The organism is Planctomycetaceae bacterium, assembly GCA_041398785.1.
GTDB lineage: Bacteria > Planctomycetota > Planctomycetia > Planctomycetales > Planctomycetaceae > JAWKUA01.
In genome coordinates, this window is record JAWKUA010000048.1 from 1 (window position 1) to 17,961 (window position 17,961).

12 protein-coding genes are annotated in these 17,961 nt (G+C 60.7%); 7 read left to right on the forward strand and 5 right to left on the reverse strand.

All coding sequences use genetic code 11. The annotated features are described in order from the left end of the window. The 3 genes from R3C19_26745 to R3C19_26755 form a co-directional block, all read left to right on the forward strand. A partial coding sequence (locus R3C19_26745; protein MEZ6063959.1) for a tetratricopeptide repeat protein occupies positions 1 to 1,853 on the forward strand: 1,853 nt, incomplete at its 5' end. A 54-nt stretch (positions 1,854 to 1,907) separates the two neighbouring features. Continuing rightward, positions 1,908 to 3,545 carry a matrixin family metalloprotease gene (locus R3C19_26750; protein ID MEZ6063960.1) on the forward strand — a complete coding sequence of 546 codons (1,638 nt, stop codon included), beginning with the start codon at positions 1,908 to 1,910 and terminating at the stop codon, positions 3,543 to 3,545. Positions 3,546 to 3,931: 386 nt separating this feature from the next. Then, positions 3,932 to 5,821 (forward strand): TolC family protein, encoded by a 1,890-nt coding sequence (locus tag R3C19_26755; GenBank protein ID MEZ6063961.1) that lies wholly within the window; start codon positions 3,932 to 3,934, stop codon positions 5,819 to 5,821. A 221-nt stretch (positions 5,822 to 6,042) separates the two neighbouring features. On the opposite strand, the gene R3C19_26760 is transcribed toward R3C19_26755, so the two are convergent. Then, positions 6,043 to 6,849 (reverse strand): SDR family oxidoreductase, encoded by an 807-nt coding sequence (locus R3C19_26760; protein ID MEZ6063962.1) that lies wholly within the window; start codon positions 6,847 to 6,849, stop codon positions 6,043 to 6,045. Between the two features lie 321 nt (positions 6,850 to 7,170). Between R3C19_26760 and R3C19_26765 the strand changes: the two genes are divergently transcribed. Further along, positions 7,171 to 8,232, forward strand: a complete 1,062-nt coding sequence (locus R3C19_26765; protein ID MEZ6063963.1) for a sulfotransferase — start codon at positions 7,171 to 7,173, stop codon at positions 8,230 to 8,232. A gap of 45 nt (positions 8,233 to 8,277) precedes the next feature. Here the strand turns inward: R3C19_26765 and R3C19_26770 are convergent, their stop codons facing one another. From R3C19_26770 to R3C19_26785, 4 genes are all read right to left on the reverse strand, one after another. Then, positions 8,278 to 8,649, reverse strand: a complete 372-nt coding sequence (locus tag R3C19_26770) for an amidohydrolase (protein MEZ6063964.1) — start codon at positions 8,647 to 8,649, stop codon at positions 8,278 to 8,280. A 93-nt stretch (positions 8,650 to 8,742) separates the two neighbouring features. Further along, positions 8,743 to 9,288 (reverse strand): adenine phosphoribosyltransferase, encoded by a 546-nt coding sequence (locus R3C19_26775; GenBank protein MEZ6063965.1) that lies wholly within the window; start codon positions 9,286 to 9,288, stop codon positions 8,743 to 8,745. Positions 9,289 to 9,313: 25 nt separating this feature from the next. Continuing rightward, a complete protein-coding gene (locus R3C19_26780; protein ID MEZ6063966.1) occupies positions 9,314 to 11,065 on the reverse strand; it encodes a serine/threonine-protein kinase in 1,752 nt (583 codons plus the stop codon). Between the two features lie 42 nt (positions 11,066 to 11,107). Then, positions 11,108 to 12,820 (reverse strand): FHA domain-containing serine/threonine-protein kinase, encoded by a 1,713-nt coding sequence (locus R3C19_26785; protein ID MEZ6063967.1) that lies wholly within the window; start codon positions 12,818 to 12,820, stop codon positions 11,108 to 11,110. Between the two features lie 417 nt (positions 12,821 to 13,237). Between R3C19_26785 and R3C19_26790 the strand changes: the two genes are divergently transcribed. The 3 genes from R3C19_26790 to R3C19_26800 all read left to right on the forward strand — a co-directional run bounded on the left by R3C19_26790 (position 13,238) and on the right by R3C19_26800 (position 17,838). Then, positions 13,238 to 15,829, forward strand: a complete 2,592-nt coding sequence (locus tag R3C19_26790) for a DUF1553 domain-containing protein (protein ID MEZ6063968.1) — start codon at positions 13,238 to 13,240, stop codon at positions 15,827 to 15,829. Positions 15,830 to 15,911: 82 nt separating this feature from the next. Beyond that, a complete protein-coding gene (locus R3C19_26795) occupies positions 15,912 to 17,198 on the forward strand; it encodes a DUF1501 domain-containing protein (GenBank protein MEZ6063969.1) in 1,287 nt (428 codons plus the stop codon). 16 nt (positions 17,199 to 17,214) lie between these two features. Beyond that, on the forward strand, positions 17,215 to 17,838 hold the full coding sequence (locus tag R3C19_26800; protein MEZ6063970.1) for a methyltransferase domain-containing protein: 624 nt from the start codon (positions 17,215 to 17,217) through the stop codon (positions 17,836 to 17,838). Positions 17,839 to 17,961 lie beyond the last annotated feature (123 nt).

Genomic DNA, 17,961 nt, shown 5'->3' on the forward strand with positions numbered 1-17,961 from the left:
CCAGCCTGGAACAAATGCGACTGGATCGCCTGACGCCGCCCACGGACGTGCGAGCGATCAACCCCGATGTTTCCGTCGCTGTCAGTTCCATCGTCGATAAGTGTCTGCATCCCAATCCGAACAACCGATATGACTCCGCCGCGAAACTGGTCGAGGACCTGAATTGCGAGCTGCAATGGAAGCCGCTGAAGTTCGCGCAAAACGCGTCCCGGCAGGAGCTGTTCGACAAATGGAGAAAGCGGCATCCGCGGCTGCTGTCGCGAACATCGCTGGCCGTGCTGCTGGGATTGACGATGCTGGCCACCGGCGCCGGATGGAAGCTTCAGGACACTCGGCTGCGAACGGCGCGAGCTGAGCACGCCGCGCGAGACTTTCGCGATGCCGTGCCCGAAGTCCGAACGCTGCTGACGACTCCCGATGCGACCGGACCCGGAATCGAAGAAGGCATTGCCGCCGCGCTGGAATCCGTCGCTGTGTTCCAGTCAGCGAATGACGATTCGTCAAAGGAACCAGCGTGGCACTGGACATCAGCCTATGACGCTCTGGATGAAGAACGTCAGCAGGAAATCCGGCGCAACGTGTTCGAAGTCTGCTATCTGGTTTCGGCCGCGCGAGGCAACCAGGCGCAGCATAGTGATGCACCGGACTCCGCGAAGTTTCTGAACGACGCTCTGCGGTTCAATACGCGAGCCGGTGAGGCACTGTCGTCGTCCGGAATGCAGCGGGAGGCGTTGCTTCAGAAGGCCGCCCTGCTGGAACTTTCGGGAGAACTCGACCTGGCGAAGGAAGCCTGGAATTCCGCGGCGACTCTGAACAGCGACGAATTCGATTCGCTCGTCACCGGCATCCGGCACCTTTCCGACGGACATCATGCCGACGCGGTGGCGTCTCTGGAAACGGCCGTGATGCAGCATCCTCACGACTATTCCGGCTGGTTCCTGCTGGGAAAAGCGTTCGCCGGCGAACGTCGCTCCGATCGCGCGGAAGGCTGTTTTACGACATGCGTCGTGCTGAATCCGGATTGCTGGCGAGCATGGCAGGATCGCGGAATTCTGCGACTCTCGCAGCAAAACTTCGCCGAAGCGGAGCGTGATTTTGATCGGCTGATTGAACTTCGCCCCGACATCGCGGCGGCCTATTTGAATCGCGGACTCGCGCGGCACGGGCTTGGCCGGATTGCAGAGGCGATTCAGGATCTGTCCGTGGCCATTGAACGCGGTGGCCCTTCACGCGCCTGGTTTTTGCGGTCCCGGTTTCGCCAGTTGACGGGAGATTCTGCCGGCGCCGCGGAAGACTTTCGCATCGGTCTGACGACGACGCCCGAAGACGAATTGAGCTGGATTGCTCGCGGTGTCGCCAGAATCCGAACTGACTCGGAGGGCGCCCTTTCGGATTTCCAGACCGCTCTGCGCTATGACAACAATTCTCCGGCGGCTCTGCAGAACATGGCTCATGTGTATTCGCAGAAGCCGGATCAGCAGCAGCAGGCGATCGAAGCGCTGGGCCGCGTGATCGCATTCTTCCCCGACGATGCCGCCGCTGTTGCCGGACGCGGTGTGCTGCTGGCCAGAGCCGGCCGGACCGAGGACGCCGAACGTGATGCCGTGACACTGCTGAGCCTGCATCCATCACCGCTGGAAACTTACCAGGCGGCCTGCATCTACGCACTAATCGGCAAGGAACATCCCGAGCACGTCAACCGTGCCGTCTCACTGACGGCCGAGGCACTGCGTCGTCAGCCGGATCTGCTGAACATCACAGCCACCGATCCCGACATTGAAAACATCCGAGATTCCACACAATTCCAACAGATCGTTAACGCGATCCGAGTCCTTTCTATTCAGGAAAAGTGAAACGATGCGCGGGCCGCGACACAGGTTCACTCCGCACATCATTGAAAGCCGAAAATGCTCCGAAATCTGTTCAATCCAAACACGCTTGCTCGCAGGTCCCGCAGGAATCCGCTGTTGTGCCATCGTTCGGCGGTGATTGAGTTCCTGGAAGCTCGCTTGTTGCTGACCGCGAACGGCCTGGTCGATGTTTCCAGCCTGACGATCAGCTTTGCTCCGGATGGAACTCACGTCGGCGGCCACGAAAGCAGCCTGCATACCGACATGGCCGACCTCGGGACCGAAGCGGAATGGCAGGACACGATTCTTTCGGCGTTTCGAACCTGGATGCAGGAAATCAACGGCGACGTGCAAATGGTCTCCGACGGCGGACAGGACTTCGGAGTCGCCGGGCTGTCCCAGGGCGATTCGCGCTTCGGCGATATCCGGGTCGCCGCCGTTCCGCTGTCTGACGGGATCATCGCGGTTTCCGTTCCGCACAACGACTCGATCTCCGGCACGTGGGCCGGCGATGTGCTGTTCAACAGCGAAGTTGACCTGGCGAATCTGGACGAACTGTTTTCCATTACGCTGCATGAGTCCGGTCACATTCTGGGGCTGCAGCACAGCACCGACCCGGCGTCGGTCATGTTCAGCCACGCGAACACCAGCATCATGGCGCCGACGGCGGACGATCTCAGCGAACTGCGACGTCTGTACGGAAGCGGTTCAGAGGGTTCAGAACATGAAACCGAAATCGATGATGACGACAACGATGACGTGGACCATCCGGAGGAACTCATCAACCAGGCACCGGTGGGAGCGTTCAGTTACTACCAGATCGACGGTTCGATTCAGTCGGCCGACGACGTGGACCATTTCCTGTTTACCGCAGGTGAAGCTGACTCTGAAAAGATCAAATCCGCCACGATCGTGTTGCAGACCTGGGATCTGAGCGGTCGTCTGCCGGAGATCGCACTGCTGACAAGTTCCGGCAAGTCCGTCGAATCGACGGTAATGGTGACCACCGATGGCAGAATCATTCTGCAGCCAAAGGAAGTGGAGGCCGGCAAGGCGTACATCGTTCGCGTGAATTCGACCGGAGCGGACACGAGTTGCCACTATCGACTGACGGTGTCGTTCAGCAGCCGAAAGTCGGAAACGCCGCTGGGTTCACTCAGCACAGGAACGCTCGACCGTGAGAAGCAACAGAAGCGAAGTGACCTGTACGTCGCGGAGTCGCAGTTGTTCACGTTCGCAATCGCCGCGAAGAAGCTCAAACGCGACCAGATGGCCGGCGTGGCCATGTCGATCTTCGATTCGAACGGAACACGCGTGTTCCAGATGGCCACCGCGACCGGCCAAACGGTGCTGGAACGAAGTATCCTGCTGGCTCCGGGAGCCTACACCGTGTTGACAGAAGCCGTTCTGCCACCCGACACCCGGCGGTCACCGGAGATCGAATACCAACTGTTTGCCGCGGTCTCGTCACTGCCCGTCGGTCCGTCCGTCACTGATCCGACAAACCTGCCGGAATACTACGACCCGGATCTGCAGATGTATCTGTATCCCGGACACGTCGCGACGCCGGAGCCATACGTCGTAATTCCCGACCCGAACTATCAGCCGTACACATACGTGCCGCCCGCCGTTGTGCAGCCGACCGCGCCGCTGTCATGGGAAGACTACCTGCGACTGATGGGTTTTCTGATGTAGCGCTGCTTCTGCAATGCCATCGTCCCAACGTCAAATGAGGTGCGCAGCGAAAGAGCGGCAGGACTGATGTCTTCGTTGCGTTTGGCGAGGCTGTGATGATCGTTGTCACCGTCACCGGTTCGCAATTGTCACATTGCGGTCGATTCCGGTTGTGACGGTTGCCAGGATCGGTCCGCCGCTGTAACGGGCCAAAACCGAAAAACCGGCCCGAATCGTGCCGTCCGTACCAATGCTGTATCAGCAAGAATTCGGGAATCTCATTCAGCCGGTCGATGAGTTATCAGGGCGTTGAAAGAGGTGTTGGACGTTCTCCGGCGCCTGCAGAGAGCCTGAAGAAACGGATGCCTTCAAAGTTCCCGACACCTTTTTCGACCGGTTGTTCCTGCATGAGATCTGCATGCCGCCAGTTTGCTGCGCGCATCGCGTTCGCGTTCGTCGTGATCTCGGCTGCCTGGCTGCCGAATCCCGCCTTTGCGCAACTGCGGTTCGACGAACAGCACAGCATTCGCTGGCACCGGCCGGAAGAGATCGTCACGTTTCGCAGACCCGCGAACCCGGTTCCCGTAACCGTGGCCACAGTCAGCGATGACGCGCCGGAACGATTCCTGTCGCTGGACGAAGCGATCCGCATCGCGCTGCAGAATTCGGAAGTCATTCGAGTCCTCGCGGGAACCGCAGCCGTCTCTTCCGGAAGCACAATTTACGACACGGCGATCGCGACGACTCCCATCGATCAGGCCGTCGGACGCTTCGATCCTGTGTTTTTCGCCAACAGTAACTGGCGAAAGTCGGAACAGCCTGGCCAGCTTCGAAGCGGCGGCAACGACTTGTCCATCGGCCTGAATCAGACAAACCGGCTGGGCGGAGTTGCCGGTCTGACGTTCGGCAACAACTTCAGCTACGGGTCCGGCGCTTTACCGTTCAGCACCACTCAACGGCCGTCGCTGGAACTCAGCTACACGCAGCCGCTGTTGTCGGGAGCCGGTCGAGCGGCCAATGAAGCTCCGATTGTCATCGCTCGACTGCAACAGGATCAGTCGTATTTTCAGTTCAAGGATTCCATGCAGGAACTGGTTCGCGGCGTCGTCGCGGCCTACTGGAATCTGGTTCAGGCGCGCACGGAACTTTGGGCGCGAGAAAAGCAGGTCGAACAGGCGGATTTCGCGCTCGAACGCGCCGAAGCACAGTTTCGCGCGGAGCGAGTTCGCATTGCCGACGTGGCCCAGCCGAAAGTGTCGTACAACAACTTTCGAGCGAACCTGATCGCGGCCCGCGGCAACGTCCTGCAGACCGAGGCCGCGCTGCGAAACATGCTGGGACTGCCGCCCGAGGACGGTTCCCGCATTGTTCCGTCGACACCGCCCACGCGCGATCGAGTCGAGTTTCACTGGGAAGAACTGATCGACACGGCTCAGATCAGACGTCCGGATCTGATTGAGTTGAACCTGATCCTGCTGGCCGATCAGCAGCGGCTTGTTCAGGCCAGAAACGTGGCTCAACCGACGCTGAATGCCGTGGGAGTCCAGAGCTGGAACGGTCTGACAGGCAGAACAGCCGGCACGACGTTTGGTTCCGAACTCAACGACAACCCAAGCTGGACTCTGGGAGTAACATTTCAGGTGCCACTGGGACTGCGGCAGGCTCGCGCGGCGGCCCGGTCGTCGGAACTGCTCATCGCGCGAGACCGCGCGAACATCGCTCAGGGAATCCATCAGGTCGAACACCAACTGGCGACAACCGTTCGAAGTCTCGACCAGGCTTACCTGCAGTACGAAGCGTTTCGTGAAGTCCGCCAGGCAGCCAGCGTCAACCTGGAAGTTCAGTTTGCGGAAGAACAGGTCGGACGCGTCATCTTTCTGAACGTGCTGCAGGCGATCAACGACTGGGGCAACTCCGTCGCATCCGAAGCATCGGCACTGACGCAGTACAATTCTCAGCTTGCAACGCTGGAGCGCCAGACCGGAACGGTTCTGGAAGTTCACGGTGTCACGTTTGTCGAAGAACGCTTCGCCGCCATCGGACCGCACGGACGACACTTCGAACCGGACTGCTACCCGCGCGATCTGCGAGCCGCCGATTCCGCTCCGCGCTACGAAGACTCCGGCGAAGCGGCCGAGGAATTCTTCGAACTCGACGACTACCCTCACCGCCGCCCGAAACCCGACCCGGTCGACGCGCCAGGTCCGCCGAGGGATGTCCCGGCCGAAGAACCCACCACCAGCGCGTCCTCCAGCCGGCACTTTTCCCTTCGAACCGTGCGAGACATTTTCCGCTGACCCGCGGCTGCAAACCCGGCAACACGCGAAGCAAGTACGTTCCGGCGGCCCGACGGACCCTGTCCTCTCTGACATCGCCCTTTCCACGGCGAATGGGCCACAGATTTCGCAGATGAACACAGATTCTGTCCGCGCCTGTCGACTGCGCCGCACGAGCATGTCATCTGTGTGAATCTGTGAAATCTGTGGCCAAGAACGCTTCGCAGGGTGCGAGTCGAAGCCTATTCGCCGGGCATCGGATACGGTTCCGCGAAGGCGGCGAATGCGCCCAGGCCGCCGTCGACTTCCAGGTCCGTGGCTGTGATGAATGACGCGGCGCAGCTACTGAGCCACAGGACAGCGGACGCGACTTCTTCCGGCTTTCCGATGCGGCCGATGGGGTGACGGTTCGCCAGTTCGGCGGCGCCGCCCTGAGCTTCCAGGCTGGCTCGCACCAGCGGCGTGTCAATGGCTCCCGGCGACACACTGACGACGCGAATGCCGTCGCGAGCGTACTCGATTCCCCATTGCCTGGCCTGCAGAATATTGGCCGCCTTGATCGGTCCGTACGCAGCAACCTGACGGGCCGTTCGGTGAGCCTGGCCGCTGGCCATGTTGACGATGACTCCCGCCTGTTGCCGTTTCATGTGCGGCACTGCGTGCTTCGCCAGCCAGGTGTAACCCGAAAAATTCACGTCCACCATCCGCTGCCACAGGTCCGACGGAAACTGATCCACAGGAACATAAGATTCCGGCGGCTGGATGGCGGCATTGTTGACCAGCACGTCCAGGGCTCCGTGCTGTTCGATGGTGAATTCCACGGCGTTACGGCAGTCTTCTTCCACGGACGTGTCGCCTCGCACGAAGTCGATTCCGTCGGGCAGATCGCCGGCGGCGGCATCATCGATATCCAGACACACAACGGCTGCGCCGGATTTCGCGAACGCTTCACAGATCGCTCGGCCAATCCCGGCGGCTCCGCCGCTGACCAGCACGACGCGGCCGGAATGATCGCAGGTGACTCGACCCAGGGGACGTGGTGTCGGCATTTGCGGGACCTTCTCGTCAGGAGGAATGATGGCGGGCGGAGCGTATCACGAGCCGAAAACCGCAGAAAGGCACCGCGACCGATGTCGCACCACTCAATCGTCGCACAGGTTCGGGGTCAAGTTTCGTGTTGCAATTCGGCAACGTTCCCGCCAACAGGTACGCGCGTCATGATTGAGCGGAAACCCGCCGTCGAGCATTTCGGGAACATGAATACCCCGGCCTTCGTGGAATTTCGAGGCAAGACTAGCAACGGTCGCCGCGTGTGTGCGACTGCGCGAAGTTGATCTGCTGAGATCGCCTTTCCTGATTCGAGCCATTCCATGCCGAACGTTGCACCATCGTCGAACTTCCGGGATCCGTTCGGATTGCTGGTCAGAATGCTGCGTTCCGGGAACCGGGCAGCCTATTCGGCTCTTCTGCACGAAGCCATGCGGATCGCGGCGATTCCGCTGGATGTGCTGCTGTCGGGAATGGAGAAGCGCTGCATTGATCGTGCAACGTCAAGCCGTCATCCGCTGCTGCTGATCGTCGGGCCTCCACGCAGCGGCACGACTCTGGTTTATCAGGCCCTGGCTCAGTATCTGGATGTTTCCGTCCCGACGAATCTGAGCGCCATGTTTCCTCGATCGCCTCTGACGGTATCGCGGCTGTTCCATCGGAAGCGCAGGGCGACGAAACCGGAGTTCCGCAACTTCTACGGTCAAACAGCCTCGCTTCACGGATCGAACGATGCGTTTCACCTGTGGAATCGCTGGCTGGGCGATGATCGGTACAACCCGGCGGCGGAGCTTTCGTCGTCGACGGTTGCCGACATGCAGAAAACGCTGGCCGCGTGGACGATCGCGTTTGACAGGCCGTTGCTGAACAAGAATAACCGCAACGCTGCCTGCATCGATCTGCTGGCTCGGCATCTGCCGAGCGGATATTTCATCGTGGTGCAGCGGCAACCGCTGTTTGTTGTGCAGTCGCTGATTAAGGCTCGCCGCCAGGTGCAGGGCGATTCCGGCACCGGCTGGGGGCTCCGCAGTCACACGACAACTGACGCTTCCGACCCGCTGGCCTATGTCGACGATGTCTGCGAACAGGTCATCACGATCGACGCGGAAATCGAACAGCAGCTTCGGCAGGTCGCATCCAATCGCGTCGTCCGGATTTCGTATGAAGAATTCTGCGAACACCCCGCGGAGATGATCGCGCATGTGGCGAACTCAATTCCCGGCGTGAAGCTGAACGACCAGATGCCGCTGGACAACCTGCCTGTTCTGCAGACATCCTCGCGCCTGACGCTCACGCCGGACGAACACGCTCGCGCCGTGGAACAACTGAAACTCGCTGCCGCGGCATCGGTGAGCGTCAAGCCGGCAGAGTTCTGCGCAAAGTAGACGCAACGGCTCGAAGTGCGACATCGCGGACTATGTTCACCGCGGCTACTCGGTGGCGGACTTCAGTTCGTCGGCCTGCTGCAGGATCGATTCCAGTTGCTCCACGCAGTACAGCATGGACATCACGGCCTGTTGGAAATTCGTGTGAGTCGACGCGGCCCAGGCGTCATCACGAAACGCCTCAGCCGCCGCACGCAGCTTTCCGATTTTCTTTCGAGCGAACCGGAAGTATGTCGCGGGATCTTCGATCTTGTTTTCAATCGCGCGGCTCATGTCAAACACGGCGCGAACGATCCCCATGAGTTCCGGATAGTCGTCCACTTCGTCCGAATGCTTGATGAACGTGCGCACCATCCAGGCATGCGCCATCGTTTTTTGAAAGCGGCTGGCCAGTTGTTCAAGACGTTCGTCGGACACGGCTGCGGGTCGGCGGGCAGGAAGATTGTGAATTGGCAACTCTGCGACGTCGCGCCACAGGACCGCTGGTTTCGCAGGCTGTTGATTCGGCCGTTATTCGTCGGAATCGGTGGAATGGTATTCGATCAGGCTGACCACCTGATGGTCACCCAGTCGTTCGCGTCCGCGCAGAAACGCCAGTTCGATCACAAAGGCGGCTCCCGCGATTTCGGCACCCAGGTTTTCCGCAAGTTTCAGGCAGGCTTCGATGGTGCCGCCGGTGGCCAGCAGGTCATCCACCAGCAGCACACGATCCCCCTTCTGGACGGCGTCGGTGTGCATTTCCAGCGTATCCATGCCGTATTCGAGTTCGTAAGAGAATTCATGGGTGTCGAACGGCAGCTTTCCCGGTTTTCGAACGGGCACGAAACCGGCGTCGAGTTCCATGGCCAGCGGTACGCCGAAAACGAATCCGCGAGCTTCCGCGGCGATGACGGTTGTGATTCCCGTTCCCCGAAACGGGTCGGCCATTCGCCGGATAACTTCCTTCATGGCGACGGCAGATTTCAGCATCGGCGTGATGTCGCGAAACATGATTCCCTGGCTGGGAAAATCCGGAATCGACCGGACGTGTTCCTTAAGGTTCAAATGGCTGCTCACAAATCGGTTTCCTGGCGTTTGCGGTTCAGGGCCGGTTCAGTTCGGCTTCGATCTGGCCAAGCACTTCCCGGCACTGGTTCAGTTCTTCGCTGAGTTCCGGCTGCGAAGTGTACAGCGAAATGACGGCCTTCAAAGTGTCTCTGGAACGCTGCATCGCAGCGACGTTACCGGCCGACTGGCGGGCTTCGCGCAGAACATCCTGCACCAGAGCCGACCGTCCCGTCAGACCAGGGCCGCTTTTCCATTCCTGAAGCGTCTGTTTCAGGAACGCGTTCAGAAACGTCCGGCTGGCGTCGTCGTTTGTCAGCAGCACGAGTGCCTCGACCTGCTGCTGAGCCTGCACGGAATTTCCGGCCGACTGTTCCTGAAACGCGCGAGCGATCAGGCGCTCAATCTCGCCGTCCGCCGTTCCGTCCGCGGGTGTCGTCGATTTCAGCGATCGGGAAAAATCGTACTGATCGACCTGACGGATGTAGTGCCGGATGTCGGCGTTTCGATCTGGCAGCGCGTCGCTTTCCAGCAGTGGCAGAAGAATGTCGTTGCGAGCCCGCAGCCAGACGGAACCCGGCTCACTGTCCAGCATTCGTTCGGCGCGTGCCAGCAGTTCGCCGGGATCGGGCTCGGTGCGATGCGAGAGCCAGAAGCCGCTGGCGACAACCAGGATGAACAGCGTCACCAGCACAAACGTATTGTCGAAGAATCTGGCGACGACTGACTTCTTAAGCTGGGCTTCCGCGTCTTCGCGCAACAGGTCGCGGACCAGAGTCGCCGGTCCCGGGCGCTGCATGGCCAGAGCGTCGTCGATGGATCGAATTTCGCCCGATTCGCCGCTTCCGCCAGGCCCGGACGTCAGCTCGGAGGCTCCGTCGATATCGCCGCCGGTGCCGGACGCGGAATCGACGTCGGCTGATCGCTGCCGGTTCAGCGCGACGGTTTCCTGCTGCCGTTCCGCGAACTCAATCCGGCTGCGGACCTGTTCCAGCTTCTTCATCAGCACCAGAGCGCTGGGCAGCCGGCGATCCGGTTTCTTTTCCAGCAGCGTGCAGACAAGCTCTTCCAGCAGCCGCGGCAGTTCCGGAACATAGCGACTGGGCTTGTCGAACTGAGCGAACTGCTGCTTGTGAAGAATGTCATTGGCAGTCTGCCCGCTGAACGGCGGTCGGCCGGTCAGCATGACATACATGACGGCTCCCAGCGAATACAGGTCGCTGCGCTGAGTGGCCCGCTGACCGCGCGCCTGTTCGGGCGACATGTATTCGGCGGTCCCGACAACGCCGCCGGTGCGAGTCAGCCGGGTCGTGGCAAACACATGGGCGACACCGAAATCGGTCAGCTTAACCGTCCCGTCCTTCGCGATCATCAGGTTGGACGGCTTCAGATCGCGATGAATGATGCCGGCATCGTGAGCCGCCTTCAGAGCCGCAGCCATCTGCAGCGACAGATCCAGAACTTCGCGCCAGGGGATCCGTTTTCGTTCGGTGATGATGTTCGTCAGAGTCTCGCCGGAAACGTATTCCATCGCATAGTAGTACGTTTCCGGGTCGGCCTGGCCGGAATCAAACAGCGTGACGATGTAGCGGCTGCTGAGCTTCTTCAGCGCTTCGATTTCGCGATTAAAGCGGCGAACGAAGCCGTCTTCGCGAGCCATCGACGCCGGCAGTACCTTGACCGCCACTTCCTGTCCGGATTCCTCGTGAACACCGCGATAGACGTTGCCCATGCCGCCCGAACCGATCTTGCGGTCGATCAGATACGGTCCGATTCGATCGGGATGCATGTGCGAAGTTCCTGCCCTGAAATGCGGGGACCGTGTCGGGCTTCACCGGAAAATCGTGTACCAGACGACAGCCGCGGCAATGGCCGCCAGCGCCGACGGCACCAGCCAGGCCAGCAGTCGCCTGCGGCGCGAGAGTCGGCGGGCATCCAGGTCCACGTTCAGAAGTACAAAGCCGCTGCCGTCGGCGAACGTCACCTTCGAACCGTGCTTCAGCTTCGCGAAAGTCTGCGGCTTGCCGTCGACGAAGGTCGGCTGTGCCTTCGACTCCTGCTTCAGGTGCCATTCGTCGCCGGTGAATTCGATGACGCACTGCCTTTCGTCGGAACACGAGCCGTGCATCGGCAATTCACACTCCGTCGCCGTGCCGATCCGGGTCTTCACGCGAGTGACAGAAATCTGCTGCCGCGTTTTCAGCCGCCGCAGAATCCATCCCCGCGGAACGTTGGACCCGGAATGCGGCGCCATGCGGGATGGCCGACGGGGCGCGGAGTCACTGCCGCGTTCACGGCGGGCGGGAGCCGGCTGTCGGATAGCCGGTGTGTCGTCGGCCGTAAACGTATCGATTTCGGCCGCCAGATGGTGGCTGGGATTTCCCATCCACGCCGACGCCGACGTGATGGACGAACGCGGTCCGGAACCCGAACTTCGCGGCGTCGTCGCTTCCTTCTGGCGCGCCTGCCGGGCTCGCAGCGTCACCAGTTCGCGGAATTCAAAGTTCACCGGCCGGCGGCTGGCCAGCGGGCGCAGGGCGTTCGCGACATCGGTTGCCGTCGCGAATCTGTCTTCCGGCCGCTTGGCCATCATCCGTTCGACGATCGCCGCCACTTCTTCCGGGACCTCCGGCCTGATGTCGCGAATCGGCCGAGCGGTCTTGTTGCGCTGCGCGGCGATTTTTGCCGTGTTGCTTTTTTCCGGAAACGGCACACGTCCCGTCAGCGCCACATAGAACGTGCAGCCCAGGCTGTAGATGTCCGCCCGGCCGTCGATCGCATTGCTGTCCACCGACTGTTCCGGAGCGATGTAGTCGGGAGTTCCCAGACAGTCATGGCCAAAGATCATCGACAGCGAGAACTCGTCAGACGGTTCCGCCTTCAGCAGTGCCAGGCCGAAGTCCAGCAGCTTGGTGGTTCCGTCAGAATCAATCAGCAGGTTGGCAGGCTTGATGTCCCGATGATAGATCTGCTTATCGTGAGCGGCCTGCAATCCGGTGGCCGCCTGCATGAACATGTCGCAGGCCATCTGCCACTTGATCGGTCCGTTCAGCGCGACAAGTTCGTGCATGCTGATGCCGCGAACCAGCTCCATCGTCATGAAGTTGACGGCGCCCGTGGAACCGATGCGGTACGTTTCCACGACGTTGGGATGCTTGATGATCATGCCGGCGTGAGCTTCCAGCTTCATCCGCGTCAGCATCCCGGCATCCAGAGCGTGCTGTGCTGACAGGATTTTCAAAGCGACCTTGCGCTTCTCTTCGGTATCGACGGCGATGTACACGCAGCCCATCCCGCCGACGCCCAGCACTTCGCGGACACGATAGCGGTCAATCAGAAATCCGCGGTATCGGCCTTCCAGCAGCCGTTCCGCCTGGAACGGTGTCAGCACCAGAGCCTTCACCAGCCGCCGCGCTACCTGTTCCGGCGGCAAGTCTTCCGTCAGGCCGAATTTCTCCGTCGCCTTGCGCACCTGATCCGCCGAGAGCAAACCGCTCTTTTCCAGCAGCGACAGGAAATCGTTCGCAGCGATGGGTGCCTGCATCACGCGATCAGCCCGTGAGAACCTAACGAATGAATGAATTCCGCATCATCCGGTTGTAATCCGTCTACTCGGCAAATCCCTTTTTCAGCAGCGTACAACACGTCACTTCAACATACCATGAACCGGCGCGGACCAGATAATTATCACGCTGCGGCCACAACAATGAATACGATTTCCCCGCCCGCCGATCCGTGTTGAGCGGTCATGTCAGCGTCGTGCGACGTTCAGAGTAACAATCCGCCGCGATCGTTGTACAGCGGTTCGGGTGACACACAGCTGACTTCGCTTCCCGCTGAAGCCGGTATGACGGAACCGATGTGACCGTTATACTGTACAGCGTCGTGTCGCGACGGTGCCCTCCGAGGGCAGGTGACCGGCATCATTTCGTTCCGCCAGCATTAGAGGAAACCGTCCGCCATGCTGACCCGAACCGGCCGTTTGATCGTCGTTGTGTGCTCCCTGCTGCTGTGGTGCGACGCGGCGATTCCCGCCAGTGCCGAATCTGCGTCCGATGCGGATTCGTCACCTCCGCTGCCCGAAGGCGTGGTTGTCTGCGACATCCGGGAAGGCATCGTCACCGATGATCCGTGGAACCGGGGCGCCGGTCGAATCACGATGCAGTGGAATCAGCCCGTCGCGGCCGTTCCCCGAGTGCCGAAGAAGTACGATACGGGGGCCGTCATTGTGGACCGGACGACTCCGTTCGTCCTGCGTCTGCGCTGCCGCGCAATGCTTCCGGCGGGAACATGGCAGGTGCTTGCGCGAGCCCGATCGCAGTCTCGCCTGCGGATTGACGGCGAAGTCGCTTCCACACTGGCTGCGATGCAGAAGAACGCCAGTGGACATGAACGCGTGCCGGAACTGGCGGATCCCGTTCACGAATTCATGCACCCGGTCCCGCCTGGCGATCAGGAAGTTCTGACGTCAGTTACGTTCAACGGCGACGAACCTCACACGTTTGAATTCGAAACCGTGGTCGGCGGAAGCGGCGTGCGACTCGAAGCCGGCGAAACTCTGCTGGCGATCGCCCGCGAAGGTGAGGAATTTCAACTGCTGTCTCCGGTTCAGGAAACAGTCTTCTGCGACGAAGCAAGCTGGCGACGCTACGCCGCCGAATATCAGGCTTTCGTCCGCGACTTCGAACAACAGGAACGGCAACGACAGGATGCTGCAACTGCGGAGTACTGGGATCACCGACACCGTGTCGCCGCGGAATTGACAACGATAGCTCCGATCGAATCGCCGCGGCAGATCGACGACGTCATCTCTGCGAAGTTGTCGGCGGAAGGACTGCAGCCAACAGCCGTGATCGATGATCTGACGTTCCTGAAACGACTCGCACTCTCAACGGCCGGTGTGATTCCTTCGCCGGAAGAAATCGCATGGTTTCGCTCGCTGCCGGAAGCAAATCGCCGCGAACAGGCCGTCGACCGGTTTCTGAATGACGATCGCTGGGCGGATCACTGGGTCGCCTACTGGCAGGACGTGCTGGCGGAGAATCCGGGAATTCTGAAACCAGAACTCAACAACACCGGACCTTTCCGCTGGTGGATCTACGAATCGTTTCTCGACAACAAGGCCACGGACCGTTTCGCCACCGAACTGACTCAGATGAAGGGCAGTCAACTGGGCGGAGCCGCGGGGGGATTCGCCATGGCGACGCAGAACGACGTGCCCATGGCAGCCCGCGCACTCGTGCTGTCAACCGCCTTCAACGCTCGCGACATGAAATGCGCTCGATGCCACGATTCTCCCGTGCGTGAATTCCGGCAGCAGGAATTGTTTCAACTGGCAGCCCTGCTGAATCGTGAGCCGCTGCAGATTCCGGATACCAGTTCCGTTCCCGTCGGTCCGAACGGAGAACGACCGTCAGCCATTACGGTCAGCATCGAACCGGGAGCCACCATCGAACCGACATGGCCGTTTGCCGATGACGGCGACACATCTGCCGCAGCCGCCGACTGGGAAGCTCTCATCCAAAACGCGGAGGATCCCAGAGACCAGTTTGCTCTGCACCTGACGCATCCCATGCAGTCGCCGTTCGCTCAGGTGATCGTGAATCGACTGTGGGGACGGTTGTTCGGTCGAGGCCTCGTCGCCAACACCGACGACTGGTCTTTTGACGGACCGGTGCATCCGGAACTGCTGGACAGTCTGGCCGCTGCGCACATTCATTGCGGCTACGATCTGAAGGCGACCGCCCGGCTGATTCTGCTGTCCGAAACCTGGCAGCGTGCCGCCGTTCCGGCCGAAAGTCCGCTGGCCGAATGGTCCGCCGCACCCGTCAAGCAGCGGTTGTCCGCGGAACAGCTTGTCGATTCACTGTACGCCGCCGTCGGCAAGGATTTCGGCGCGGAGATGCTGACGCTTGATCCGGAAGGCCGACGTCCGGCTTCCACGTTTCTGAACCTGGGCGTTCCCGAACGAGCCTGGCAGTTCTGCGGACTGTCGAACGAACGCGACCGGCCGGCTCTGGCACTGCCCGTCGCCCAGGGACTGATCGATCTGCTCAGCGTTTTCGGCTGGCGCGAATCGCGTCCTCACGCAATCTCCGAACGCGAACATTCCGCCACCGTCCTGCAGACTCTGACTCTGCAAAACGGCAACGCCGGTCATCGTTTGATTCAGCTTTCCGATGGAGCCGCCACGACGGAAATCTGCGTCACCGCGGACTCCGTTGATTCGCTGATCGACCACCTGTTTCTGCAACTGCTGTCTCGCGAACCATCCAGCGACGAACGATTCACCTTCCGGGCGGCACTCAGCGACGGTTTCGAGTCGCGTGTCGTGCCGGGAGCCAAAGTCAGAACACAGCCGCGGATTTACCGCAATGCCGTCAGTTGGTCCAACCACCTGAACGCCGAAGCGACTCGAATCAAGCTGCAGCTCGAAGAAGACGCCCGCAACGGCGACCCGCCAACCGAACGCCTGACCGAAACATGGCGCCAACAGGCCGAAGACGTCATCTGGGTCCTGCTCAACAGCCCGGAATTTGCATTCGTACCGTGAGGAAAAAGAACTTACCCGGTCCGCACTTCAAGACCTCCTCCGACTGATCGCGACAATCCTCAGTTTGAAGACCCGCAACCTCATGAATCGCACACGAAGATCCTTCCTGCAGACCTCAGTCGCTTCCGCCGCACTGGCCGCGACCGCGTCGGCGAATGCGAATGACTCACTGCCACGGGGAACCGCCGAAAGCTGCATCTTTGTCTGGCTGGGCGGCGGTGCGTGTCACATCGATACATGGGATCCCAAGCGAGTCGGCGATCCGACTCAGGGGAAGAAGAAGCCGGGTTCCGCTTACCGAGCCATCAGCACGGCTGTTCCCGGCATTCAGGTCTGCGAGCATCTGCGGCGGATGGCCGATCGGCTTGATCGAGGCGTTCTGCTGCGAACCGTGAATCACAACGTGATCGACGAACACGCTGCGGCGACTAATCGTCTCCACACCGGACGGCCTCCGACAGGCACCACAATCTACCCGTCGATCGGTTCGGTCGTTTCACACGAACGCGGCAGCGCGGCGGACAATGTGCCGGCGTATGTCGTCATGGGCTACCCCAGCGCGACTCGCGGGCCGGGGTTTCTGGGAGCTCGGCACAACTACATCTATCTGACCGATACCGCTTCCGGACCCGCAGGGCTGCGCAGACCGGACGACGTGACTCCCGACCGCATGGCTCGCCGACAGAAGCTGCTGGCAGGAATGCGCAGCGACTACCGCCGGCAGTTCAGCGGTTTCAGCAATGTCGAAGATTACATCGACGCCGGAATCAGTGGTGACCGGCTGACCGGAAAGAAGTTCGCCCGGGTCTTCGATCTCACGACCGAACACGACGACGTCCGGAACGCCTATGGCAGCGAATTCGGGCAGCGATGCCTGCTGGCTCGGCGGCTGGCCGAATCCGGAGTCCGGTTTTCCGAAGTCAGCTTCAATCTGAACTTCATCAACGGGACCGGCTGGGATACTCACAACGACGGACAGGTCAATCAGCACGTCCTGATCCAGCAGCTTGACCAGTCACTGGCCGCACTCGTCGATGATCTGGAACTTCGCGGCCTGCTGGACACCACACTGGTCGTTGTCGCCACGGAATTCGGGCGGCCGCCGGAATTCGACGGAGGAGGCGGCCGCGGACATCACAGCCAGGCATTCACAATCGCGATGTTCGGCGGCGGACTGAAGACCGGTCAGGTCGTCGGCACCACCGATGAACTCGGTCGCGAAATTGTCGACGAACCTGTCTCCGTGGCGGACATGCACGCCACCATCTACGCAGCGCTGGGCGTGGATCCTCATAAGGAACTGTTCGACGGCGACCGCCCCGTGCCGATCACCGACCACGGACAGCCGGTTTCAAAACTGTTCGTCTGAAGTCAACCGTCGCCACATGCCGTATTCCAACCGCTGGAATCGTTTCATCTACGCGTGCTGGTCGCCGTTCTATGACTTTCTGATCGGACTACCGCCGTTTCAAAAAGCGCGATCGCGGTTGTGGCAATCTGTCGCCGTGAACGATGGGCAACGGCTGCTCTTGGTGGGAGTCGGCACCGGCGAAGACTTCCGGCATCTTCCGGATCGTGCGGTCGTGCTTGGTATCGACCTGTCGCTGCCAATGCTTGCCGTCGCCGCACGGAAAAAGACTCAACTGCAGTTCGAAGTGACTCTGGTGCAGGCCGACGCGCAGTTGCTGCCGGTGACGGACAACAGCATCGATGTGGTCGTCATGACTCTGATTCTCAGCGTCGTCCCTGATCCTCACGGTTGTCTGCGCGAAGCCGTTCGAGTCGTCCGGCCGGAAGGCAGAATCCTGATCCTGGACAAATTCGCTGACTCCGGCCAATCGACCACGCCTGTCCGACGACTGCTGAACCTGATCACCCGGCCGTTCGGAACCGACATCAACCGCCGGCTGGACGACATCCGAACCGGCCTTCCCGTCCGAATTATCGAAGATATCCCCGCCGCGTTCGGCAACGCCTACCGAAACATCGTGCTGCAGCGAGATCCCTGACCCAACCCCTGCCGGCGATTCCGACGCGCGGCAGCAACCTGCTTCGCGGTTCCGGACTTCGTCAAGCCGCCAGCGTCCGGGAAAGCGAGCCTCCTGCCGAGCCACCAACATCCGGGAGGGCGA

Coding starts and splice junctions, on each gene's coding strand:
- R3C19_26760 (MEZ6063962.1), bottom strand. CDS start 6,849: ATGCCGACACCACGTCCCCTGGGTCGAGTCACCTGCGATCATTCCGGC.
- R3C19_26800 (MEZ6063970.1), top strand. CDS start 17,215: ATGCCGTATTCCAACCGCTGGAATCGTTTCATCTACGCGTGCTGGTCG.
- R3C19_26780 (MEZ6063966.1), bottom strand. CDS start 11,065: ATGCATCCCGATCGAATCGGACCGTATCTGATCGACCGCAAGATCGGT.
- R3C19_26795 (MEZ6063969.1), top strand. CDS start 15,912: ATGAATCGCACACGAAGATCCTTCCTGCAGACCTCAGTCGCTTCCGCC.
- R3C19_26750 (MEZ6063960.1), top strand. CDS start 1,908: ATGCTCCGAAATCTGTTCAATCCAAACACGCTTGCTCGCAGGTCCCGC.
- R3C19_26790 (MEZ6063968.1), top strand. CDS start 13,238: ATGCTGACCCGAACCGGCCGTTTGATCGTCGTTGTGTGCTCCCTGCTG.
- R3C19_26765 (MEZ6063963.1), top strand. CDS start 7,171: ATGCCGAACGTTGCACCATCGTCGAACTTCCGGGATCCGTTCGGATTG.
- R3C19_26785 (MEZ6063967.1), bottom strand. CDS start 12,820: ATGCAGGCACCCATCGCTGCGAACGATTTCCTGTCGCTGCTGGAAAAG.
- R3C19_26755 (MEZ6063961.1), top strand. CDS start 3,932: ATGAGATCTGCATGCCGCCAGTTTGCTGCGCGCATCGCGTTCGCGTTC.